Annotated in this window: 22 protein-coding genes; 14 read left to right on the forward strand and 8 right to left on the reverse strand. The window is 65.1% G+C overall.

Going from position 1 to position 23,403, the window contains the following annotated elements:
• The first annotated feature begins 105 nt into the window (after positions 1–105).
• The 7 genes from typA (at position 106) to JOF48_RS11700 (ending at position 9,756) form a co-directional block, all read left to right on the forward strand.
• Positions 106–2,022, forward strand: a complete 1,917-nt coding sequence (gene typA / locus JOF48_RS11670; protein WP_209680894.1) for a translational GTPase TypA — start codon at positions 106–108, stop codon at positions 2,020–2,022.
• Between the two features lie 520 nt (positions 2,023–2,542).
• Positions 2,543–4,183, forward strand: a complete 1,641-nt coding sequence (locus JOF48_RS11675) for a peptide ABC transporter substrate-binding protein (protein ID WP_209680896.1) — start codon at positions 2,543–2,545, stop codon at positions 4,181–4,183.
• Positions 4,184–4,383: 200 nt separating this feature from the next.
• On the forward strand, positions 4,384–5,310 hold the full coding sequence (locus tag JOF48_RS11680; protein ID WP_209680898.1) for an ABC transporter permease: 927 nt from the start codon (positions 4,384–4,386) through the stop codon (positions 5,308–5,310).
• Entirely contained in the window at positions 5,303–6,325 is a 1,023-nt protein-coding gene (locus JOF48_RS11685; protein ID WP_209680900.1) for an ABC transporter permease, read from the forward strand. Before JOF48_RS11680 ends, JOF48_RS11685 begins: the two co-directional genes overlap by 8 nt.
• A 5-nt stretch (positions 6,326–6,330) precedes the next feature.
• Complete coding sequence (locus JOF48_RS11690) at positions 6,331–8,136, forward strand: dipeptide ABC transporter ATP-binding protein (RefSeq protein WP_209680902.1); 1,806 nt, start codon at positions 6,331–6,333, stop codon at positions 8,134–8,136.
• Between the two features lie 130 nt (positions 8,137–8,266).
• Positions 8,267–9,256 carry a PIG-L family deacetylase gene (locus JOF48_RS11695; protein WP_209680904.1) on the forward strand — a complete coding sequence of 330 codons (990 nt, stop codon included), beginning with the start codon at positions 8,267–8,269 and terminating at the stop codon, positions 9,254–9,256.
• The gene (locus tag JOF48_RS11700; protein ID WP_209680906.1) at positions 9,256–9,756 is read left to right on the forward strand and encodes a hypothetical protein; all 501 of its coding nucleotides are present in this window, start codon (positions 9,256–9,258) and stop codon (positions 9,754–9,756) included. The genes JOF48_RS11695 and JOF48_RS11700 overlap by 1 nt, the downstream gene beginning before the upstream one ends.
• A gap of 152 nt (positions 9,757–9,908) precedes the next feature.
• Here the strand turns inward: JOF48_RS11700 and JOF48_RS11705 are convergent, their stop codons facing one another.
• Positions 9,909–10,142, reverse strand: coding sequence for a putative acetyltransferase (locus JOF48_RS11705; protein WP_245346503.1), 234 nt, complete (start codon positions 10,140–10,142; stop codon positions 9,909–9,911).
• A gap of 112 nt (positions 10,143–10,254) precedes the next feature.
• Between JOF48_RS11705 and fdxA the strand changes: the two genes are divergently transcribed.
• From fdxA to JOF48_RS11735, 6 genes are all read left to right on the forward strand, one after another.
• The gene (gene fdxA / locus JOF48_RS11710; protein WP_203313656.1) at positions 10,255–10,578 is read left to right on the forward strand and encodes a ferredoxin; all 324 of its coding nucleotides are present in this window, start codon (positions 10,255–10,257) and stop codon (positions 10,576–10,578) included.
• Between the two features lie 8 nt (positions 10,579–10,586).
• The gene (gene dapC / locus JOF48_RS11715) at positions 10,587–11,744 is read left to right on the forward strand and encodes a succinyldiaminopimelate transaminase (RefSeq protein WP_209680908.1); all 1,158 of its coding nucleotides are present in this window, start codon (positions 10,587–10,589) and stop codon (positions 11,742–11,744) included.
• A 215-nt stretch (positions 11,745–11,959) separates the two neighbouring features.
• Complete coding sequence (locus tag JOF48_RS11720; protein ID WP_209680917.1) at positions 11,960–13,243, forward strand: citrate synthase; 1,284 nt, start codon at positions 11,960–11,962, stop codon at positions 13,241–13,243.
• Between the two features lie 97 nt (positions 13,244–13,340).
• Positions 13,341–13,523 (forward strand): hypothetical protein, encoded by a 183-nt coding sequence (locus JOF48_RS11725; RefSeq protein ID WP_209680919.1) that lies wholly within the window; start codon positions 13,341–13,343, stop codon positions 13,521–13,523.
• Between the two features lie 71 nt (positions 13,524–13,594).
• Positions 13,595–14,218: a TetR/AcrR family transcriptional regulator gene (locus JOF48_RS11730; RefSeq protein WP_209680921.1), complete on the forward strand. Its 624-nt coding sequence runs from the start codon at positions 13,595–13,597 to the stop codon at positions 14,216–14,218.
• Between the two features lie 158 nt (positions 14,219–14,376).
• Positions 14,377–14,988, forward strand: coding sequence for a hypothetical protein (locus JOF48_RS11735; RefSeq protein ID WP_209680923.1), 612 nt, complete (start codon positions 14,377–14,379; stop codon positions 14,986–14,988).
• Positions 14,989–15,042: 54 nt separating this feature from the next.
• Here the strand turns inward: JOF48_RS11735 and JOF48_RS11740 are convergent, their stop codons facing one another.
• The 3 genes from JOF48_RS11740 to JOF48_RS11750 all read right to left on the reverse strand — a co-directional run bounded on the left by JOF48_RS11740 (position 15,043) and on the right by JOF48_RS11750 (position 18,663).
• On the reverse strand, positions 15,043–15,924 hold the full coding sequence (locus tag JOF48_RS11740) for a hypothetical protein (RefSeq protein WP_209680925.1): 882 nt from the start codon (positions 15,922–15,924) through the stop codon (positions 15,043–15,045).
• A 48-nt stretch (positions 15,925–15,972) separates the two neighbouring features.
• Positions 15,973–16,962, reverse strand: a complete 990-nt coding sequence (dapD, locus tag JOF48_RS11745) for a 2,3,4,5-tetrahydropyridine-2,6-dicarboxylate N-succinyltransferase (RefSeq protein ID WP_209680927.1) — start codon at positions 16,960–16,962, stop codon at positions 15,973–15,975.
• A gap of 117 nt (positions 16,963–17,079) precedes the next feature.
• Complete coding sequence (locus JOF48_RS11750) at positions 17,080–18,663, reverse strand: molybdopterin-dependent oxidoreductase (protein WP_209680929.1); 1,584 nt, start codon at positions 18,661–18,663, stop codon at positions 17,080–17,082.
• Positions 18,664–18,757: 94 nt separating this feature from the next.
• On the opposite strand from JOF48_RS11750, the gene dapE reads away from it, so the two are divergent.
• The gene (gene dapE / locus JOF48_RS11755; RefSeq protein WP_209680931.1) at positions 18,758–19,918 is read left to right on the forward strand and encodes a succinyl-diaminopimelate desuccinylase; all 1,161 of its coding nucleotides are present in this window, start codon (positions 18,758–18,760) and stop codon (positions 19,916–19,918) included.
• 135 nt (positions 19,919–20,053) lie between these two features.
• Here dapE and JOF48_RS11760 read toward each other — a convergent pair whose 3' ends face one another.
• From JOF48_RS11760 to JOF48_RS11775, 4 genes are all read right to left on the reverse strand, one after another.
• The gene (locus tag JOF48_RS11760; protein WP_209680933.1) at positions 20,054–20,896 is read right to left on the reverse strand and encodes an amino acid ABC transporter permease; all 843 of its coding nucleotides are present in this window, start codon (positions 20,894–20,896) and stop codon (positions 20,054–20,056) included.
• Positions 20,893–21,543, reverse strand: coding sequence for an amino acid ABC transporter permease (locus tag JOF48_RS11765; protein ID WP_209680935.1), 651 nt, complete (start codon positions 21,541–21,543; stop codon positions 20,893–20,895). The genes JOF48_RS11760 and JOF48_RS11765 overlap by 4 nt, the downstream gene beginning before the upstream one ends.
• Before the next feature lie 89 nt (positions 21,544–21,632).
• Complete coding sequence (locus tag JOF48_RS11770; protein ID WP_245346505.1) at positions 21,633–22,538, reverse strand: glutamate ABC transporter substrate-binding protein; 906 nt, start codon at positions 22,536–22,538, stop codon at positions 21,633–21,635.
• Positions 22,539–22,608: 70 nt separating this feature from the next.
• Positions 22,609–23,367: an amino acid ABC transporter ATP-binding protein gene (locus JOF48_RS11775; protein ID WP_209680937.1), complete on the reverse strand. Its 759-nt coding sequence runs from the start codon at positions 23,365–23,367 to the stop codon at positions 22,609–22,611.
• Between the last annotated feature and the right edge of the window lie 36 nt (positions 23,368–23,403).

A 23,403-nucleotide genomic window follows, 5' to 3' on the forward strand; every position in this document is an offset into this window, starting at 1 on the left:
TAGAATAGTGTTATCTGCCGATTCTTCACGGCCAACCATCAATGTGACTTTCTGCTTTGCCCTTTCGGGCCTGCAGCCGGGCCCAACTGAAACGAGTCTTCACGCATGAGCGATCTTTCTCTCAACACTGCCTCGCGCAATGACCTGCGCAACGTAGCCATTGTGGCGCACGTTGACCATGGCAAGACCACCCTGGTCGACGCCATGCTCAAGCACACGCACTCATTTGCCGAACACGGCGATGTCGCTGAGCGTGTCATGGACTCCGGTGACCTTGAGCGCGAAAAGGGCATTACGATCCTTGCCAAGAACACCACGGTTGCCTACAACGGCCCTGCAGCCAACGGCCTGGACATGACCATCAACGTCATCGACACCCCCGGCCACGCCGACTTCGGCGGCGAGGTCGAGCGCGGCCTGTCCATGGTTGACGGCGTCGTCCTGCTGGTTGACTCCTCCGAGGGTCCGCTGCCGCAGACCCGCTTTGTGCTGCGCAAGGCACTCGCCGCAAAGCTCCCCGTAATCCTCCTGGTCAACAAGACCGACCGCCCCGATGCCCGCATCGACGAGGTCGTTGCAGAGGCCATGGACCTGCTGCTGGGCCTGGCCTCCGACCTGGCCGACGAAGTTCCGGACCTGGACCTGGACGCCGTCCTGAACGTTCCCGTTGTGTACGCCTCCGGCAAGCTCGGCCGCGCCTCGCTGAACCAGCCCGGCAACGGCGAAGCCCCCGACTGCGAAGACCTTGAGCCGCTGTTCAAGACCATCATCGAGCACATCCCGGCACCCCGCTACAACCCGGAAGGTGTCCTGCAGGCGCACGTCACCAACCTTGACGCCTCCCCGTTCCTGGGTCGCCTTGCCCTGCTGCGCATCTTCAACGGCACCCTGCGCAAGGGCCAGACCGTTGCCTGGGCGCGCCACGACGGCACCATCAAGCCCGTCAAGATCACCGAACTGCTGGCCACCAAGGCCCTGACCCGCGTGCCTGCAGAATCTGCCGGCCCGGGCGAGATCGTTGCCGTTGCCGGCATCGAGGACATCACCATTGGTGAAACCCTGACCGACCTGGACAACCCGCAGCCGCTGCCACTGATCACGGTTGACCCGCCGGCCATCTCCATGACCATCGGTATCAACACCTCACCGCTGGCCGGCCGCGTCAAGGGCGCCAAGGTCACTGCACGCCAGGTCAAGGACCGCCTCGACAAGGAACTGATCGGCAACGTCTCCCTCAAGGTGCTCCCCACGGAGCGTCCCGACGCCTGGGAAGTCCAGGGCCGTGGCGAATTGGCACTGTCCATCCTCGTCGAGCAGATGCGCCGCGAAGGCTTCGAGCTGACGGTTGGCAAGCCGCAGGTTGTCACCAAGATGGTTGACGGCAAGGTCCACGAGCCGATGGAGCACATGACCATCGATGTTCCGGAGGAATACCTCGGCGGCGTGACCCAGCTGATGGCAGCCCGCAAGGGCCGCATGACCAACATGGCCAACCACGGCACCGGTTGGTGCCGCATGGAATTCGTGGTTCCCGCCCGTGGCTTGATCGGCTTCCGCACCCGCTTCATGACCGACACCCGCGGTGCCGGCATTGCCGCGTCCATCTCCGAAGGCTACGAGCCCTGGGCCGGCCCGATCGAATACCGCACCAACGGCTCGATCGTGGCAGACCGCTCAGGCGTCGTCACCCCCTTCGCCATGATCAACCTCCAGGAGCGCATGACCTTCTTCGTGCAGCCCACCTCCGAGGTCTACGAAGGCATGATCGTCGGCGAGAACTCCCGCGCCGACGACATGGACGTGAACATCACGAAGGAAAAGAAGCTCACCAACATGCGTGCAGCCTCCTCCGACACCTTCGAAAACATGACGCCCCCGCGCAACCTGACCCTGGAAGAGTCGCTCGAATTCGCCCGCGAAGACGAGTGCGTCGAGGTTACCCCGGAAGCCATCCGCATCCGCAAGGTCATCCTGAACGCCAGCGACCGCGCCAAGGCCTACCGCGCCCGCGCCAAGGCATAGCAACACCCGGCAAACCGCCGCGAGAGCCCGTCCCGACACCTGTGTCGGGGCGGGCTTTTTTGCGCCCGAAAATGTGTCGTGCGGCTTCTGGGAATGTGTCAGCGGGAAACTTGGCAAGGAAGCCCCGGGCGCTGCTTCCTGCACTGGGACGGCGGCGGCAGGCCCGCCAGCCGTTTCCGGAGAACGGGCGCCATGGTTGCCGGGGCTCGGTACGGGCGCCTATCTTGGCCGCTCCGCCGTGGTTCTGTCAACACTATTCGTCACAGGGGCGGGTGGCTCCGTCGAGGGACGTCACATGGCGTGGTGGGCCCGTCGCGGGGCGTCACGGGACGCAATTAAGTTGCAGATCTATTAAGATCCATGAAAAATGTGTCCCCGATTACTTGCAGGTAACAAAACCGGCTAGCCTATCTTTGTATGAGTTGAAGCACACCGCGTCCAACGACGAACGCGGCTCCAGTGAAAAACCACCGTTTTCCACAGGGTTCGACTCCGTCCATTCAAATATCAAGGAGGCGGAATGCGTTTCTCGCGCACTTCCAAAGCACTGGGTGTGGCAGCAGTAGTTGCCATGGCCCTCACCGCCTGTGGCGGCGACACCGGCAATGGCGGGGGATCCAGCGCTGCCGGCGACACCACCAAGGTCATCACCGCCAACAGCACAGAGCCGCAGAACGGTCTTCTGCCCGCCAACACCAACGAAGTTGGTGGTGGTCGCGTAATGGACCTGATCTTCAGCGGCCTCGTTAGCTATGACGCCAAGGGCGCCATCCAGAACGAACTCGCGGAGTCCATCGAGACCTCGGATTCGCAGAACTACACCATCAAGATCAAGTCCGGAGAGACCTTCTCGGATGGCAGTGCCATCACGGCCAAGAACTTCGTGGATGCCTGGAACTTCGGTGCAGCAGCCAAGAACGCCCAGCTGAACTCCTACTTCTTCGAGTCCATCAAGGGCTACGACAAGGTGTCCGCCGAGGGTTCAACCGAGGACAAGATGGAAGGCCTGAAGGTTGTCGATGACACCACCTTCACCGTTGAGCTTGCCCAGCCGGAGTCTGACTTCCCGCTGCGCCTCGGCTACACCGCCTTCTACCCGCTGCCCGAGTCCACCTACAAGGATGCCAAGGCATTCGGCGAGAACCCTGTGGGCAACGGCCCGTACAAGCTGGCTGAAGGCGGCTGGAAGCACGACGTTTCCGTCCAGCTCGTCCCCAACGACAAGTACAACGGACCCCGCAAGGCCAAGAATGGCGGCGTGACGTTCACCCTGTACTCCAGCCCGGATGCAGCCTACACGGACGTTCAGTCGAACAACCTTGACGTCCTGGACCAGGTGCCGCCGAGCAGCCTGCAGAACTTCACCACGGACTTCGAAGGCCGCTACGTCAACCAGCCCTACGCGGGCAACGCGACCATGACCATCCCGTCCTACCTGCCTGAATTCCAGGGCGAAGAGGGCCAGCTGCGACGTGCCGCCATCTCCCAGGCCATCGACCGCCAGCAGATCATCGACAAGATCTTCTACGGCAACAAGAAGGCCGCCGTGGACTTCACCTCACCGGTCATTGACGGCTACGACGCCAACCTGCCCGGCTCCGAGGTGTTGAAGTTCGACGCTGCCAAGGCCAAGGCCGATTGGGAAGCCGCCAACAAGATCAACCCGTGGCCGGCCGACAAGGTCTTCACCATCACCTCCAACATTGATGGTGCAGGCAACAAGGAATACATCACGGCCATGGCCAACCAGATTGCCACCAACCTGGGCATCAAGGCTGAGCTGAACCCGATCGCCACCTTCAAGCAGTCGCGTGACCTGATCAACTCCAAGAAGCTCACCGGTGCCTCACGCGCCGGCTGGCAGGCCGACTACCCGTCGCTGTACAACTTCCTCGGCCCGCTCTACGGCACCGGTGCAGGTTCCAACGACGGCGACTACTCCAACCCGGCATTCGATGCCAAGTTGAAGGAAGGCCTCTCCGCCAAGACCGTTGAAGAGGGCAACAAGCTCTTCAACGAAGCCCAGGAAATCCTCCTGAAGGACCTGCCGGTTGTGCCCCTGTGGTACCAGGCAGCCCAGGGCGTGTGGAGCGAGAACGTCACCAACGTGCAGTTCGGTTGGAACGGCGTGCCGCTGTACTACGAAATTACCGCAAAGTAATTTTCAACTTTTGATGTGAAGTGACAAGGGGGATCCGGCCTTGGGGCCGGGTCCCTTTTGTTCGCAACACGCAACCCATGTGTGCCGATACGTGCAGATCCTGAGGCGAACCCGTATGTTGATCTGTACGGCCATCTATTTTGAACAGGTAATTTCATGAACGATTTGCGATTAGGGGCATCGCGCAGGGGGACGCCAGCATGCTGATGTTCACCTTCCGCCGCTTCCTGCAGCTGATTCCCGTATTCTTCGGGGCCACTCTGCTCGTGTACTTCCTGGTATTTGCGACTCCTGGAGACCCCATCGCGGCCCTCTCCGGAGGCAAGCCAATGGCCCCCGCTGTCGAGGCAGCCCTGCGGGCCCAGTACAACCTCGACCAGCCCTTCTGGGTGCAGTACGGCCTGTACCTTAAAAATCTTGTAACCCTGAACCTTGGCCAGACCTTCTCCGGCCAGGATGTTTCCGCCGTCATTGCGCGTGCGTACCCGGTTACTGCCCGCCTCGCCATCATGGCACTGACCTTTGAAGCCGTTTTTGGCATTCTTTTCGGTGTCATCGCCGGCCTCCGCAAGGGCAAGCTTTTTGATTCAACCGTCCTGGTTGCCTCACTCGTTGTTATTGCAGTCCCCACCTTCGTGCTCGGCTTTGTGCTGCAGCTGGTGGTCGGTGTCAAGCTCGGCTGGGCCCGTCCCACCGTCAGCGGCTCCGCACCCTGGAACGAGCTCATCCTGCCGGCGCTGGTCCTCGGCCTGGTCTCCCTGGCCTACGTCATCCGCCTGACGCGTACGTCCGTTGGCGAAAACATGAACGCCGACTATGTGCGAACGGCTACGGCCAAGGGCCTGTCGCGCCGCCGCGTGGTGGTGGTCCACATCCTGCGCAACTCATTGATTCCCGTGGTCACCTTCCTCGGTGCCGACCTGGGTGCACTCATGGGCGGCGCCATTGTCACCGAAGGCATCTTCAACGTCCCCGGCATTGGCAACCTGCTTTACAAGGCCATCCAAAAGGGTGAGAGTGCCACCGTCGTTGCCGTGGTTGGCATCCTGGTCATTGTCTTCGTGGTGGCCAACCTCGTTGTGGACCTTCTATACGCCTGGCTCGACCCAAGGATTCGCTATGTCTGAGAACCTGACTCCTGAAAAAGACCTGGCAGCCGCCGCCACCCCGGCCGCCCGCCAGGGCAAAACCTCCCGCCACCACATTGAGCACTTCGTGGCCCCTCTCGAGGAGACCCCTCTTGCGGCCATTGACAATGTGGATGAGACGGCAGCCCCGCTGAGCCTGTGGGCCGACGCATGGCGCAACCTGCGCCGCCAGCCGCTGTTCATCATTTCCGCGCTGCTGATCCTGGCCGTGCTGATCGTGGCGATCTTCCCGCAATGGTTCAGCAACATTGACCCCCGCATCCAGTCGACCTGCAACTTGGCAGACTCGGGAGAGCCGGCACGTTCTGGCCACCCGCTGGGCTTCACCCTGCAGGGCTGCGACGTGTATGCCCGCATGATCTATGGCACGCGCGCCTCCCTCATGGTGGGCGTGTTCACCACACTCGGTGTCCTCATCCTTGGCGGCACCATGGGCGCACTTGCCGGCTACTACGGCGGCTGGATGGATGCCATCCTCGCACGCCTGGGCGACATCTTCTTCGCCCTGCCGCTGATCCTCGGCGCCATCGTCATCATGCAGCTCCCGGCCTTCCGCGACAACCGCAGCGTGTGGGTCGTGGTCGCCACCCTGGTGATCTTTGGTTGGCCCCAGATCGCCCGCATCACCCGGGGCGCGGTCATTGAAAACCGCAACTCGGACTACGTCACGGCCTCCAAGGCACTGGGCCTGTCCCCGTTCCGGGCACTCATCAAGCATGTGCTGCCGAACTCCCTGGCACCGATCATCGTCGTCGCCAGCATCTCGCTGGGCACGTTCATCGTTGCCGAGGCGACGCTGTCATTCCTCGGCATCGGCCTGCCACAGTCGATCATGTCGTGGGGCAATGACATTGCCAATGCCCAGTCGCAGGTGCGCAACAACCCGGGCGTCCTGCTCTGGCCGGCACTCGCCCTGTCCATCACGGTGTTGAGCTTCATCATGCTCGGCGACGCCCTGCGCGACGCCCTCGACCCCAAAGCAAGGAAGCGGTGACCCCCATGTCCACTCATGCAAAAGGACAGGCAGCCGCTGCCGTGCGCGGCGAGGAAACGCCGCTGCTGGAAATCCGCGACCTCGCCATCACCTTCCAAACCGCCAACGGCCCCGTCGAGGCGGTGCGCAACGCACACCTGACGGTCATGCCCGGCGAGACCGTGGCCATTGTGGGGGAGTCCGGTTCCGGAAAGTCCACCACGGCCCTGGCCGCGATCGGCCTGCTTCCCAGCAACGGAGGTGTCAGCGGCGGCCAAATCATTTTTGACGGCGAGGACATCACCAACGCCAGCGAAAAGCGGATCGTCGAGCTGCGTGGAAACTCCATCGGCATGGTGCCCCAGGACCCCATGTCCAACCTCAACCCGGTCTGGAAGATCGGCTTCCAGGTGAAGGAGACGCTCAAGGCCAACGGCCTTGCCGGCGCCAACTCCAAGGACCGCGTGGCGGAGGTGTTGACCGAGGCCGGCCTGCCGGATGCGGCAACCCGCGCCAAGCAGTACCCGCACGAGTTCTCCGGCGGCATGCGTCAGCGCGCCCTGATCGCGATCGGCCTGGCCTGCCGGCCGCGCCTGCTCATCGCGGACGAGCCCACCTCGGCCCTGGACGTCACAGTCCAGCGCCAGATCCTGGACCACCTGGACAGCATGACCACCGAGCTCGGCACCGCCGTGCTGCTGATCACGCACGACCTCGGCCTGGCCGCGGAGCGCGCCGAAAAGCTGGTCGTCATGTACAAGGGACAGGTCGTGGAGTCGGGGCCTGCACTGGAGATCCTGCGCAACCCGCAGCACCCCTACACGCAGCGCCTGGTCAACTCGGCCCCGTCGCTGGCCTCCCGCCGCCTGCAGTCGCAGAAGGCGAAGGATGCGCTGGCAGCCGCCGCAGCGGAGCTGGGCAGCCCCGTGGACCCGGAGCCGACCGCGGAAGCCGGGCACACGCCGTCGGCCACTCACGCAACACCGGCAGCCCCGAAGCCGGCCGAGGCCAAGGCCACGCTGGCCAAGGGTGCCCAGGCGGGTGAGACCATCCTGGAGATCAAAAACCTCACCAAGGTGTTCAAGCTGCGCGGCGCCCTCGGCAAGTCCTCGGACTTCAAGGCGGTGGACGATGTCTCGTTCTCCGTGCCGCGCGGCACCACCATGGCGATCGTGGGCGAGTCGGGTTCCGGCAAGTCCACCGTGGCGCAGATGGCCCTGAGCCTGCTGGCTCCCACGGAGGGAAGCATCCTGTTCGACGGGGTGGAGGTGAACACGCTGAAGGGGAAGGCGCTCTTTGACTTCCGCCGCCGCGTGCAGCCCATCTTCCAGGACCCGTACGGCTCGCTGGACCCGATGTTCAACATCTTCCGGACCATCGAGGAGCCGCTGAAGATCCACAAGATCGGCAATGCGAAGTCCCGGGAGAAGAAGGTCCGCGAGCTGTTGGACCAGGTCTCCATGCCTGCCACCACCATGCACCGCTACCCGAACGAGCTCTCCGGCGGCCAGCGCCAGCGCATCGCGATCGCGCGTGCCCTGGCACTGAACCCGGACGTCATCATCTGTGATGAAGCCGTGTCGGCGCTGGACGTGCTGGTGCAGGCGCAGGTGCTGAACCTGCTCAACCAGCTGCAGGAGGACCTTGGCCTGACGTACTTGTTCATCACGCACGACCTCGCCGTGGTCCGCCAGATCGCCGACCACGTCACCGTCATGCAGAAGGGCCGCGTCGTGGAGGCCGCCTCCACGGATGAGGTCTTCAGCAACCCGAAGCAGGTCTACACCCAGGACCTGCTCAACGCGATTCCGGGAGCCACGCTGCTGGTTTAGCGCGTTTCCGGTCTGGCACCCCACAGGGCCGGCCCACCTGATTCGTTCAGGCGGGCCGGCCCTTTGCGTTGCTCTGCCGGCAGCGTTTCGCGTTGGGGTTCGGCGCACGCCTGCGAGTAGATTGGACACCATGGACTTTCCCGCCCTGCTGCCCCGCGCAGACGCCACGATCCTTTTTGTGCACGCCCACCCAGACGATGAAACCATCGTCACCGGCGCCGCCATGGCTGCCTGCTCCGCCGCCGGTGCACGCGTGGTGCTGGTGACGTGCACGCGCGGCGAGCTGGGCGAGGTCATCCCGCCGGAGCTGGGCCACCTTGAAGTGGGGCGTGCGCTGCGCCTGCCCCACGAGGCTTCCGTTCACCAAGCACCGGTGGCGCCCCGGACGCCGGTGAATGACGACGCCGGACACCCCCTTGAGAGGGAGGCGTCGCCGGGAGCCGGGCTCGCTGCGGAACGCGAGCGGGAACTTGCCGCCGCGCTGGCGGCCCTCGGCGTGCGAGAACACATCTGGCTGGGGCAGGGGCTGACCGCGCCGGCTTCCGGACCCGTGGTGTTCCGCGACTCCGGCATGCAATGGGGCCCGGACGGCCGGGCCACGGCGGCCGCCACGGTTTTGCCGGGATCATTCTCGCGGGTGCCGCTGGGCGAGACGGCGCCGCTGCTTGCCGCCGCCATCCGCGAACTGAGGCCCGACGTGGTGGTGACGTATGCCTCCGACGGCGGATACGGCCACCCCGACCACGTCCGGGCCCACCAACTCACCATGGCAGCACTGGCGCAGGCGGCCGCTGCGCCACGATCCCGTGGTGCGGCCGGGGACCGCGAAAGCGAGGCCGGTGCAGGAGAGGGCTGGGTGGTTCCCGCCGTATACACAATTGTCAGCGACCGGCCCGAGCGGCCGCTGGAAGAGGGTGCCCCGCGCATCGCCGTGGCCGGGGATCTGGCGGCCAAGACCGCTGCCATGGCCGCACACCGCACCCAGATCACCGTTGACGGGGAGCATTTCGCGCTCTCGGACGGCGTGTGGCGGGACATCAGTGCAGTGGAGGAGTTCATGGCACTGGATGCCGCGTCAGCCGCCGGTTCCACACTGCTCACCGTGGAAGGGACCCCGTGATGGGCGCCAACTACGGCAGCGGCCCTTCTGTTCCCGGCAGCCATCCCGGTCCCGGGGAAACAGCTGATCCCGCACCTGAGCTCGGCGGGAAGTCCCACGCGGCGGCGCCAAGGAAGATGCAGCCGCAGCCGAAGAAGTGGTCTGTGGTGGCTGCGGCGTTGGGTGCGGGCGTGGGCGCCGGTCTGCTTGGTACATCCCTGCACGGGCACGCATGGTTTGTGGGCACATCCGTCGTTCCCTATGGTGCGGCCCTGGCGCTGTTGTTGTTGGCAGCGGTCGGCATGTTCGTTGGCCTGTGGAGCAGAAGCTCGTGGATGGTTGTCTGGTGCGGGGCTGCCGCCTACGCCACGGCCGGGCTGCTGTCCCTGCAGCTGTCCACGTTCGGCCTGATCTTCGACAACCTCCAGGGCAGGGTCTGGCTGTACGGAATTGCCGTGGTGACGTTGCTGATGTCCCTGGTTGTCTGGCGGTTGCTGCGGGTGAAGGTCGAGCGCAAGTAACCCGCCTGCTCCCGGCGGCCTGAACCGGTGACCGCTGGGCTGCGCGGAGGTGGTTGTTAAGATTGGATGCCGGTCGACAGCCCGCCGATCCCGATATGGGCCTCCTGGCGCGGATCCAGTGCCCCGTCGTCGCCTTGGAATGGCCCGGCTCCCTACCCTTGGATCCGCCGCGCCCGCGGCGCCGGTGCCGGGGGAACCGCCTTGGCGAGCTGGACGTCGTCGAACTTGACCTGGACCGGACCAGAGCGGGTGGTGATGGTGCACGAGTGCGAATCCCGGGCGGTGAGTTCCCCGAGCGCGTCGGTCAACCCGCCCTCGATTCGGTGCCGGACCACCATGCGCGTGCCGAGGGGAAGCTGCGTGAGTCGCTCGATTGCACTGTTCATCAGTTCATACTAAGACTCTTTGATGTGCGGCTGCGGCGCGGGTGGGGGATAATGGGAGCGCCGGGACGCGAAATGCACCGGGTGAAAATCGTTTTGAGGAAGGTTGGGGTTCGTGACGTACGTAATTGCGCAGCCGTGCGTGGATGTCAAGGACAAGGCATGTGTTGAGGAGTGCCCTGTTGACTGTATCTACGAGGGTGAACGCTCGCTCTACATCCACCCTGACGAGTGTGTTGACTGTGGCGCCTGTGAACCGGTGTGCCCGGTCGAGGCCATCTACTACGAGGACGACACCCCGGACGAGTGGGCGGAATACTACAAGGCCAACGTCGAGTTCTTTGACGTGCTGGGCTCCCCGGGCGGTGCCGCCAAGATTGGCAACACGCACACCGACCACCCGCTGATCGCAGCACTTCCGCCGCAAAACCAGGACTGACGCACTCCATGACTTTGGCCCCTGCCAACGGCAAACCCTTTGGCCTGCAGCTGCCCGACTACCCGTGGGATGCGCTGGCGCCGTACCTGAAGACCGCCTCGGAGCATCCGGACGGCGTGGTAAACCTGTCCATTGGCACGCCCGTGGACCCCACCCCGGCCCTGATCAAGGACGCCCTCGTCGCGGCGGCGGACGCCCCCGGATACCCCACCACCCACGGCACCTTGGCGCTGCGCCAGGCCGTGGTGGACTGGTTCGCCCGGCGCCGCAACGTGCCCGGGCTGTCGCCTGAGGATGTCATGCCCACGGTGGGTTCCAAGGAACTGGTGGCCTGGCTGCCGCTGCTGCTGGGCCTGGGCCCGGGGGATGTTGTGGTGCGGCCCACCGTCGCCTACCCCACCTACGACATGGGCGCCGTGTTTGCCGGCGCAACCTCGGTGGCGGCTGATTCCCTTGACGAACTCGACGCCGGGACGCTCGCCCGGGTGCGCCTGGTGTGGGTCAACTCGCCGGGCAACCCCACCGGCATAGTCCGTTCCGTGGCGGAACTGCGCGGGCTGGTCGAAGCGGCCCGCAAGCTGGGCGCCGTCGTGGCTTCCGATGAGTGCTACGGCGAGCTGGGCTGGGGAGAATGGGATGCCCAACGCGGCGGCGAACCCGTCCCGAGCATCCTGGACCCGAGGGTGTCAGGCGGCTCCAATGAGGGGCTGCTGGCCGTCTATTCCTTGAGCAAGCAGTCCAACCTGGCCGGCTACCGGGCGGCGTTTGTGGCGGGGGATTCCGCCATCGTGGCCAACCTGGTCAACAGCCGCAAGCATGCCGGCATGATCGTCCCGGCGCCCGTCCAGGAAGCCATGCGCGTTGCGCTGGGCGACGATGCGCACGTGCAGGCACAAAAGGACCTGTACCGGAAGCGCCGGGAGCAGCTGGTGGGTGCCCTGGAAGCTTTTGGGCTGACCATCCACCACTCCGAGGCCGGGCTGTACCTGTGGTGCACGGCGGGCGAGGACACCTGGACCACCATCGGCAGGCTCGCAGGGCTGGGCATTGTGGCAGGTCCCGGCACTTTTTACGGTGAGGCCGGCAACGGATTCGTTCGTGTCGCCCTGACGGGGAGTGACGAACGGATCGCCGCAGCAGCGTCGCGGCTGAACGCAAATTCATAACGGTTTCCCGCAAAATCGGCCTGAACTCCACTCTGGATTAGTGTTGAAGGCCCTTAAAGCGGTAGTTTCATAGGTGACCGTTTAGGTCACCGGACGCATCATGCGCTTTTAGTTTTCTTGCGAATTACCTTGACGTGCGCGGGTGTCCCGCGGGTTAGAAAACGTGCATTGAACCAACCAAAGGCTTTTGAAGGCCACCTCATGAAGGGGACTCCATGACTGATTCCACGAGCGCATCGCTGCGCTACGACGGCGGAGAGCTTGAACTCCCGCGCATTGAAGCAGTAGAAGGCAACGCCGGGTATGACGTTTCCAAGCTCCTGAAGACCACCGGTGCGGTCACCTACGACCCCGGTTTCGTCAACACAGCTGCAACCTCTTCCGCCATCACCTACATCGACGGCGACAAGGGCATCCTGCGCTACCGCGGATACCCCATCGAAGAACTGGCCGAGCACTCCAGCTTCCTGGAAGTCTCCTACCTGCTCATTTACGGCAACCTGCCCACCCCGGCAGAACTGGACGCCTTCGACCAGCGCATCCGCCGCCACACCATGCTGCACGAAGACCTCAAGGGCTTCTTCGGCGGCTTCCCGCGCGACGCGCACCCCATGCCCGTGCTGTCCTCGGCCGTCTCGGCGCTGTCCACGTTCTACCAGGACTCCCTTGACCCGTTCGACGACGAGCAGGTTGAGATGGCCACCATCCGCCTCATGGCCAAGATGCCAGTCATCGCCGCCTACGCGTACAAGAAGTCCATCGGCCAGCCCATGCTGTACCCGGACAACTCCATGAACCTGGTGGAGAACTACCTGCGCCTGAGCTTCGGCCTGCCGGCCGAGCCCTACGAGCTGGATCCCGTAGTGGTCAAGGCCCTGGACCTGCTGCTCATCCTGCACGCAGACCACGAGCAGAACTGCTCCACCTCCACCGTCCGCCTGGTCGGTTCGGCAAACGCCAACATGTTTGCCTCGGTTTCCGCCGGCATCAACGCACTCTTCGGCCCGCTGCACGGCGGTGCCAACGAGGCAGTGCTGAACATGCTCCGCCAGATCCAGGACAGCGGCGAGCCCGTTGAAAAGTTCGTGGAGCGCGTGAAGAACAAGGAAGACGGCGTGAAGCTCATGGGCTTCGGGCACCGCGTCTACAAGAACTACGACCCCCGCGCCAAGATCGTCAAGGCCACGGCCCACGAAATCCTGGAAAAGCTCGGCGGCAACGACGAACTCCTCGAGATCGCCATGCGCCTGGAAGAAGTTGCGCTCACGGATGAGTACTTCATCTCCCGCAAGCTCTACCCGAACGTGGACTTCTACACCGGCCTGATCTACAAGGCCATGGGCTTCCCCGAGAAGATGTTCACGGTGCTCTTCGCCATTGGCCGCCTGCCGGGCTGGATTGCCCAGTGGCGCGAAATGATGAAGGACCCCGAGACCAAGATCGGCCGCCCCCGCCAGCTGTACACGGGTGAGCCTGAGCGCATGTACCCCTCGCGCTAACAGCTTATTAAGCACGACGGCGGCAGGCGGCTTTCCCACGGAGAGTCGCCTGCCGCTTTTCCTTTGCCAAACCTTGACGAAAGTAAGAATCATGAAAATGTCGACTCTGTTGCTGCACACTTTCTCCATGGCGTTCCCCATCGTTGTGGTGGTGCTGGGGATCATGGTGCTGGTGGGCAAGTCTGTGTTCCTGCCCTGGTTCATTGGCGCCCTGGTCATCATGGTCGTGCTGCTGGTGCTGCTCTACCTGGACAAGAAGAAGGACTCGGCCGCCAAATAGGCCGGGCCGAGCCGGCCGTTCATGAAGCCGCCCGATGGGCATTGCTGAAACATGTGTGCTAAAACAGATGGGTGCCCAAAATTGTAAACGCCGATGACCGCCGAGAGCTCGTTGCGGATGCCGTATTTCAAGTCATTGCAGAGCGTGGTCTGACACAAGCATCGCTACGTAACGTGGCCGCGCAGGCGGCCTTGGCGCTGGGGTCGGTGAGGCACTATTTTGAGAACCAGGCGGAGCTCATGGAGTTCGCCTTCCGCGTCAATTCCGAGCGGATCCACCTTCGGGCACTCGACGTCCTGGAAACCCTGGAACAGGACGGCCTGGCAGCCACCCGCAACGGCCTGCTGGACCAATGCGCCGGTGTCCTCGAAGAACTGCTGCCGTTGGACGACGAACGGCGTGCCGACGCCGTGGTCCACATGGAGTTCATGCTCGACGCACGGACCAACACGGAACTGCTCGATGCAGCCCAGGACGACTACCGGGCAACGGGCGCCATCGTTGGCCGCGTGCTGCTGGCACTGATGGAAAGCCCCCTCGCCGTCCCCAACCTGGTTCCCGTGGATGAAGCCGAACGGCTGATCGCACTGCTCGACGGGCTGAGCCTGCGCATGGTGCTCCAGCCCGCGTGGGCGGCACCGGAACAAGGGCAGGCCACCCTTCGCCGCCACCTGGCCGCACTCCTCACCCCCTAGCCGCCACAGCATCATCCCCACGCCTTGACCCCATCCAGGAGCCCCGCGCCGGGATACGGGGCAGTCTTTGTACCACTGGGTGCCTTGGACGGCGCTTGCGGGTAATCTTGGACTTGTGATTGCAGCAACATTTTTTGCAGCGGTTGGAGGCGGGAGAAATGCATCATACCGGCGGCCCTGGCTGGCGAATCACCATGGACACCTGCCAGCCCATGCTCATGGCGCTGTACCTGCGGGACGTCTCAGGACTGGTGGGCGCCGGCACCCCCGCACTCTCCCACGTGGCGCCCTCCGTCAGGGCTGCGGACCACACCATGCTGACGGCCGGGGTGGGCGGAACGGACGCGCTGCGGGACCAGTGGGAGGTTTGGTGGGGCCGGCTGCTGGCAAACTTCCCCAACCCCGGGCAGGATCTCACTCCGCCGGAATTCCCTGAATTGGCAGGGATGCCAGCCTTGCAAAGGGTGGCCCACGCCCACTACGGCTCGGCGCTGACCTGGTCCAGGGAGCAGTCGCAGCTGTACAACATGATGGCGGCCCAGCGGGAGACCCTGGGCGGGCACAAGATCCTGGCGGACCTGGTGCAAAACCGCGAAATGGAGCTGGGCCGCAGTGCCCGCGACTTTACCCTGACGATTGTGGAGGTGCCGCTGGCGGAACAGCGCGCCTGGTTCATTGAGCCGGACAGGCTCATCATGAGCTCCCACCTGCTGGACAACCAGGAGGTCTTCCGCAGCTACGTCCAGCCTGTGGTGGAACTGCTGGTGTAGGCCACGGCCAATCCGGGCAGCCCGCACGGAAGCGCAGCACGGCGCCGGCCGGGGTCAGGAACCGCCCGCCACCGTGATGACCACCTGCCCTGCCGTGGCGATGTCGCTGGGCTGCCAGCCCACGTTGGTTCCGGCCTTGTTCTCGTTGCGGTCCCAGGTATTGCCGGCGTGGCTGACCTCCACGATGCCAAGCTCCAGGGCGTTCGCCACGGCCCAGTGCGCCAACATCCAGCCGTGCACCCCGGGAACGTCAAACGTCATCACAGTGCCGCTCTCGCCCGGAAGAACGTCCGGGGCGAGCACCGCGAGGCCGCCCATGGCCTCCTGCGCCCCCGCGGTCACGTCACCAGGGAGCCCGGCCGCCACTGCCTCAGGCAGGGTGCAGGAGAGCCCGCCGGCTGTTTCGCCCGTCAACGCCGACGCGAACGCGCGCGCCAGCGCCTCATGTTGTGCGTAGGCCTCGGGGAAGCCGGAACGCTGGACGGTCTGGGCGGCGTCGTTCACGGACATGTCCAGGTAGCCCGGCACCTTTTCCAGCACGTTGTAGAACGCATTCGCCGAATACACGGGGTCCATGATCTGCTCCACCGTGCCCCAGTCCTGTGACGGGCGCTGCTGGAACAGCCCCACGGAGTCGAGGTCGCCGTACTCGATGTTCCGCAGCGCCGACTCCTGCAGCGCCGTCGCCAGCGCAATGGACGCCGCCCGCGCCGGCATGCCCCGCTGCACCGAAATCTCGGAAATCAGCGCCGCGTTCCGAGCCTGCTCCGTGGCCATGCTGTAGCTGGAACCGGCCACGGTGGCGGTGCAGCCCACGGCAAGCCGCGGCTCCAGTGCGTTGTTGAGCGTGCGCGCCAGCCACACGCCGGCACCGGCCAGCAGGGCAATCAGGATGAGAATTGAAATTAAAAGTCCGACGGCGCTGCGGGCCTTCATGCGGCATCCCCGGCTTTCGCCGGGGCCGGGCAGCCGCCGGGGTGAGGATTAGTTGGCATGCAGGCTTTCGTTCAGTGCCACCGATGCGCCCTTGCGGGGCAGCACCTCGACCTCGCCGGAGGTGGAGTTGCGGCGGAACAGCAGGTTGGGCACGCCCGAAAGCTCACTGGCCTTGACGATCACGGTGGTGTCCTCGCCGTCGTCGTTCTTGGGCCCCAGAACCCGCACCCGGGTGCCGGCGGTGACGTACAGTCCGGCCTCCACCACGGAGTCGTCGCCAATGCTGATGCCCACACCTGAGTTGGCGCCGAGGAGCACGCGCTCGCCCAGCGCCACGCGCTGGAGCCCGCCGCCGGAGAGGGTGCCCATGATGGAGGCGCCGCCGCCCACATCGGTGCCGTTGCCCACCACGACGCCGGCCGAGATGCGGCCCTCAACCATGGAGGTGCCCAGCGTTCCGGCGTTGAAGTTCACAAAGCCCTCATGCATCACAGTGGTGCCTTCGGCCAGGTGGGCACCCAGGCGCACCCGGTCGGCGTCGGCCACGCGGACGCCCGAGGGGACCACATAGTCCACCATGCGCGGGAACTTGTCCACGGAGTAGACGGTGACCTGGCCGCGGCGGCGCAGGCGGGCCCGGGTCAGTTCAAAACCGTCGACGGAGGCGGGGCCGAAGTTGGTCCACACCACATTGTTGAGCGTGCCAAAGATGCCGTCGAGGTTGATGCTGTTGGGGGCGGCGAGGCGGTGCGAGAGCAGGTGCAGGCGCAGGTAGGTGTCCACGGCGTCGGCGGGCGCCTCGTCGAGGTCGATCTGGACGAACACAACCTTCTGGTCCACCTGGCGGTCCGCGTCGGTGCCGGCGGCGGCAAGCGCGGCCAGCTCCGGGGCGGCCTCCGGGGCGCCGCCGAGCGTGTCCGAGGCCAGGCCCAGGGCGGGGGCCGGGAACCACACGTCGAGCACCTCCCCGCCGGTGGTGACCGTGGCAATGCCGTGGCCGTGGGCGGAACGGTTGCGCGGGGCTGGGGTTGCAGTCATGCACACAGTTTATCCGCACCTTCCTGGGTGTTTTCTGCAGGTGCCGAAACATTGCGGCGCAAGCGGTGCTGCCCGCGCGCGGTTGTCCCGGCCACACCGCCGGCGGACCTGGGCAGGCTACGCCACCGTGAAGCCGACGCTGTGCCATCCCGTGGCCCCGTCGGGTGCGGGCGGCGCATCTGCGGAAACCTGCAGCGCACCTGCGCTGTCGTAGGCCCGGACCCTGGCAGTGTGGCTGCCGGCGGTGGCGCCGTCCCAGATGAAGGACCACTGCCGCCACGTATCCAGCGACGCCTCGGCGGCGAGCTGCGCACCGAGCCAGGGTCCGCCGTCGAGCTGCACTTCAACCTTGGAAATGCCGCGGTGCTGGGCCCAGGCGCTGCCGCCCAGCGCCACCTTCCCGGCCGGGACCTGGGCACCGCCGCGGGGGACCTCGATCCGCGACGCCGTCTTGACCGGCCCGTGCGACGACCAGCCGCGCGACGTCCAGTACGCGGTCTGCTGCGCGAACGTGGTGACCTCCAGCTCCACCACCCACTTGGTCGCGGAGACGTAGCCGTACAGCCCCGGCACCACCATGCGCACCGGAAAACCGTGCTCCACGGGCAGCGGCTCCCCGTTCATGCCCACCGCCAGCAGGGCGTTGCGCCCGTCCTGCAGTACCGGCAGGGGAGTGGAGGCGGTGAACCCGTCCACGCTGGTGGAGAGCACCATGTCGGCCCCGGGCAGCGGCCGGGCGCGCGCCAGCACCTCCCGCAGCGGCAGCCCCAGCCACGTGGCGTTGCCCACCAGGTTCCCGCCCACCTCGTTGGACACGCACGCCAGTGTCACCTGGGCCTCCGTGAGCTCCTGTGCCAGCAGCTCGTCAAACCCCATGGTGAATTCCTGTTCCACCATGCCGTGCACCCGCAGCTCCCACGTCCCGGGGTCCACCTCCGGTGGCACGAGTGCGGTGTCGATCCGGTAAAAATCGCCGTTCGGGGTCGTGAACGGGACCACCCCGGCCACGGGCGACTGCACCCCTTCCGGCAGCGCCGGCGCAGTGGTGTGCGGGGCGGGCAGCCTGAGCGAGGCCCGGACATTGTTCACCACGGTCCTCGTGCGGTTGAGCAGCGTCCCTGCCAGGCCAAGCACGACGGCGGCACCCGCCACCGCGGCCGAGCCCGCCAAAAATGCGCGCCGGCTGGGGTTCCCCGGCTGCTGCGCCTGGTCGGCGCGCGCAGCGGGCCCCGGCCTGGCGGCCTCCACGGCCTGTTCCGTGAGCATGCGCAGCGCCCACAGTGCTGCTGCGGTGCCGACGGCCAGGGGCAGGATGTCCAGGGGGCCGGCGCCGCTGCGGGTCAGGATGCAGGCCGCCATGGCGACTGCGGCAGCCAGCACCAGGACGTTGGCGGTGCGCGGCCGCTTGAGGGCGAGCACTCCAAGGGCTGCCGAGGCCGCGGCGGCCACGACGGCCATGGCCACGAGCAGCGCCGTCTTGTCATTGGTGCCGAAGGCGGCGATCGCAAAGTCCTTCAGCCACGCAGGGGTGAAGTCGATGAACGTCGAGCCCACCGCCGCAAAGGGAGTGGATGCGGGGCCGAAGAAGATGGACAGCAGCTGGGCTGTGCCGAACAGCAGCGCAGCGGAAGCAATCCCTGCGAGGGCGCCGCGCCAGGCAGCGCCCCGAGCCCCCCGCGATGACTCATCCCGTGCGGACATGGCCGGTGCTTCCTGTCTCCTGTGAACTACTCCTGCCTCTACGCTACTGCGCCGCCGCCGCTGCGGCACCCCCGGCCGCCTATAAACTGGCTGGATGACCCCAACAAGCGATCCCACGCCCGCCTTCCGCCCCGCAGCCCCCGCCGACCATGGCGGCGCAGGCAACGGCGGCCCGGACGCCGTCGTGCTTGACGTGCACGGGGACGTGGCCGGGCTGACGGCAGCGATCATGGACATCGAGTCGGTCTCCGGCAACGAGCGGGCGCTGGCCGATGCCGTGGAGGGTGCGCTGCGGGCGCTGCCGCACCTGTCGGTGGTGCGCAACGGCGATTCAATCGTGGCGCGGACGGAGCTGGGCCGGGCCGAGCGGATCATCCTGGCCGGCCATTTGGACACCGTGCCGCTGCCCACCACAGAGGGGGCCCGCGGGACGGTGCCCAGCTCGTGGGTCGGAGAGGTGCTCTACGGGCGCGGCGCCACCGACATGAAGGGCGGAGTGGCGGTGCAGCTGGCCATCGCGGCAACCCTGCCCGAGCCCACGAAGGACATCACCTTCATCTTCTACGACCACGAGGAAGTGGCCGCCGCCAAGAGCGGGCTGGGCCGGCTGGTGCGCGAGAACCGCGAGCTGCTGGACGCAGACTTCGGCATCCTGCTCGAGCCCACCAACGGCACCGTGGAGGGCGGCTGCAACGGCACCATCCGCTTCGAGGCCACCACGCGCGGGTTGGCTGCGCATTCGGCGCGCGCATGGATGGGGGAGAATGCCATCCACGCCGCAGCCCCCATCCTGACCCGGCTCGCCGTGTACGAACCGGCCACCGTCACCGTTGACGGGCTGGATTACCGGGAGTCGCTCAACGCGGTGAAGATCCACGGCGGCACGGCCGGGAACGTCATCCCGGACGGCTGCGTGGTGGAGATCAACTACCGCTATGCGCCGGACAAGTCGCCCGCCCAGGCCGAGGCGCACGTGCGGAGCCTGCTGGACGGCTTCGACCTTGTCCGCACCGACTCCTCCGCCGGTGCGCGGCCCGGCTTGAATGCGCCGGCTGCGGCGTCGTTCGTGGCCGCTGTGGGGCGCGAGCCACTGCCCAAGTACGGCTGGACGGATGTGGCGCGGCTGAGCGAGATGGGGATTCCGGCCGTGAACTTCGGTCCGGGCGACGCCCTGCTGGCCCATTCCGACGACGAGCACGTCACCGCCGCGGCCATCCGGGAATGCCTGGCGGCCCTGACCCGCTGGCTCAGCTGACACCTCGTCCACTTCCTGCCCGGCGGCGGCCAGCCCACCTTGGGCGGGCCGGGCGCCGTCGGGCACACAACAGCCCCGGTGCGAAGACTCGCGCCGGGGCTGTTGTTTTCGTGGTGCCGTGCTGGGTGAAAAGGATCAGCCGGCCATGCCCACCTTGGTCTTGAGGACCTTGAGGCGCGAGGACATCTTGAACTCCGTGTATTTTGCCAGACCCGAGAGGATCAAGCAGAGGCCTACGTAGACCACGGCCGTGACCATGTAGGCCGGGAGGATGGGCGAGCCGTACTGGCCCTGGGAGCCGAGGACGCCTGCGTAGTACAGGATCTCGTTGTAGGTGATCAGGAAGCCCAGCGAGGTGTCCTTCATGATGACCACCAGCTGGGAAATGATGACCGGCAGCATGGCCCGGACGGCCTGGGGCAGCAGGATGGACCGGAGCACCTGGCCCTTGGTCAGGCCAATGGCGAGGCCGGCCTCGCCCTGCCCCTTGGGCAGGGACTCAATGCCCGCGCGGAACACCTCTGCCAGGACCGAACCGTTGTACAGGATCAGGCCGGCGACGACGGCGATGAACGGCGTCATGCCTTCGACGCCCACGGACGGGAGACCGTAGTACATGATCATCATCAGGATCAGCAGTGGCACAGCCCGGAACGCCTCGGTGAACCAGTAGCACGGCACGCTCAGCCACTTGGTGTCGGCCAGGCGGCCGAAGGCAAGGACAACGCCCAGTATCAGGCTGCCGACGGCGGCGACGCCAAAGGCACTGATGGTCGCCCAGATGGCCTCCAGGAATTTTTCCTGGACCCTGGGGAACGTGAATATTTCCCACTTCTTGGCCGTGAATTGCCCGGATTCGTAGAACTTGTACACGATGAAGGCGATGATTGCCGCCACCACAAGCACCGTGATGACGTTCAAGTATTTGTTGCGTGTGCGGGCCTTGGGCCCGGGCACATCAAAGAGTACCGAGCTCATCGGGCAACCCTCCATTTCTTCTCGAGGTAGCGTTGCAGCGGGGTCAGGATGCCCAGCACCAGCACCATAAAGATCAAGGCAACCCACAACAGGCCCGGCAGCAGCGGCTCACCGCGTTCACTGAGGTAGGCGCGGATGGCGCCGGCCTCGAGGACGGAGAAGCCTGCCGCGACAGTGGTGTTTTTCAGGAGGGCGATGAAGACGCTGAACAGCGGCGGCACCACGGAACGGAACGCCTGGGGCAGCACAATCAGCGTCAGGGTTTGCATGAACGGCAACCCGATGGCGCGGGCTGCTTCCGACTGTCCGACCGAAACGGTGTTGATGCCGGACCGAATGGCCTCCGAAACGTAGGTGGCCGTGTAGAGCGAAAGGCCCACGATGGCGGCAGCCATGAAGCTGAGGTCGGGCAGTCCCAGCTGGGGGTATCCGAGGGCGAAGAACGCCAGAATCAGGGTCAACGGGGTGTTGCGGACGGCGTTGACGTAGAAGGTGCCAGTGGCCTGCATGGCAGGCACCGGGGAAACCCGCATGCCGGCAACGATGGTGCCCAGGATCAGGGCAAAAAAGGCGGAAAAGACAAACAGGATGCCGGTGTTTTTGAACCCCGTAAGGAACAGTTCGGCGTTGTCAGTTAGAACATTCACAGGGCAGCGTCGCTTTCAGTGAATTCGAGTGGGCGAAGAGTTGGTGCCGCACCGGCCGCGGCCGCTGCGGCACCAACAATCAGGGACGGTCAGTACTGGTCAACCGCAGGCTGCTCAACCTTGGTGCCGGACGCCCCCAGCGTCGCGTCGTAGATCTTGGTCCACGTGGCGTTGCCGTCGGTCAGCGTCGTGTTCAGGAAGGTGCGCAGTGCCGTGTCGCCCAGGGGCAGGCCGATGCCGTACTTCTCCACCGTGAACGGCTCACCCACAACCTTCAGGTTGTCCGGGTCCTGTGAGGCATAGCCCAGGAGGATGGCCTGGTCAGTGGTCACCGCGTCAACCTGGCCGGTCTTGAGGTTCTCCACGCACTTGGAGTAGAGGTCGTACTCAACCGGGGTGGCCTCCGGGAAGTTCTCGCGGATGTTCTGGATGGGAGTTGAACCGGTGGCGGAGCAGACCTTCTTGCCGGCGAGGTCCTTTTCGCTCTTGATGTCCGTGTTGTCCTTGGCCACCAGCAGGCCCTGGCCCGTGATGAAGTAGGGGCCGGCAAAGTCCACGAGCTTCTTGCGCTTGTCCGTGATGGAGTACGTGCCCACGTAGAGGTCGACGTCGCCGTTGGCCAGTGCAGTCTCGCGGTTGGCGGACGGGATCGGCTTGAACTCAATCTTGTCCGCCGGAACGCCCAGCGATGCCGCCATCCAGCGGGCAATTTCAATGTCGAAACCGCTGCGCTCACCTGTGGCTGCATCGAGGTAGCCCAGACCGGGCTGGTCCTCCTTGACGCCGATGCGGATCTTGCCGGAGGACTTGATCGCATCAAACGTGGGGCTGCCGGTCAGGGCAACGTCCTTCGCCACCTCATATGTCAGGCCGGCTTCGCCGCCGCCTTCCGTGCTGCCACCGCCCGTGTCTCCGCCACAGCCGCTCAAGGCCAGGGCAGCTGCAGTGAAGACAGCCGCTACGCCGAGGCTCTTCTTGCTAAAAAACTTTTTCAAGGTATTTCCTTTCTTAGTCGGCCACAGGGGCCGGGAACAAAAGTGGCCCGATGGGCCAAAACTGGGGGTGCTATCCGTTGGTCAGGATCTTGGACAGGAAATCCTTGGCCCTGTCTGTCTGCGGATTGGTGAAGAATTCCTCGGGTGAGGCTTCTTCAACAATCTGGCCGTCCGCCATGAAGATGACCCTGTCCGCGGCTTTGCGGGCAAACCCCATCTCGTGCGTGACAACCACCATGGTCATGCCATCCTTGGCCAGCTCCACCATGACATCCAGGACCTCGTTGATCATTTCCGGGTCGAGGGCACTGGTGGGTTCGTCAAACAGCATGACCTTTGGCTTCATTGCCAAGGCACGCGCAATGGCCACGCGCTGCTGCTGGCCACCCGAGAGCTGGGCCGGCAGCTTCGCCGACTGGTGCCCCACGCCGACACGCTCCAACAGCGAAAAGGCGAGCTTCTCGGCGTCGGGCTTGCTCATGCCCTTGACCTTGATGGGGCCAAGGGTGACGTTTTCCAGGATGGTCTTGTGGGCGAACAGGTTGAAGGACTGGAAGACCATTCCGACGTCGGCACGCAGGTTGGCCAGGGCCCGCCCTTCCTTGGGCAGTTCCTTGCCTTCAATGGTGATGGAGCCGTTGTCAATGGTTTCCAGCCGGTTGATGGTGCGGCACAGTGTTGACTTTCCGGAGCCCGAAGGCCCCAGCACTACCAGGACTTCACCCTTGGCGACACTGAGATTAATATCCTGCAGCACGTGGAGGGAGCTGTAGTGCTTGTTGACAGCTTTGAGCTCCACGAGGGCAGGAGCAGGTGCGGGATTTGTCATGCAATGAATGTATCGAGAATCACAGCGGGGGGTAAA

Origin of the sequence: Arthrobacter stackebrandtii, from assembly GCF_017876675.1 — a bacterium.
Lineage (GTDB): Bacteria > Actinomycetota > Actinomycetes > Actinomycetales > Micrococcaceae > Specibacter > Specibacter stackebrandtii.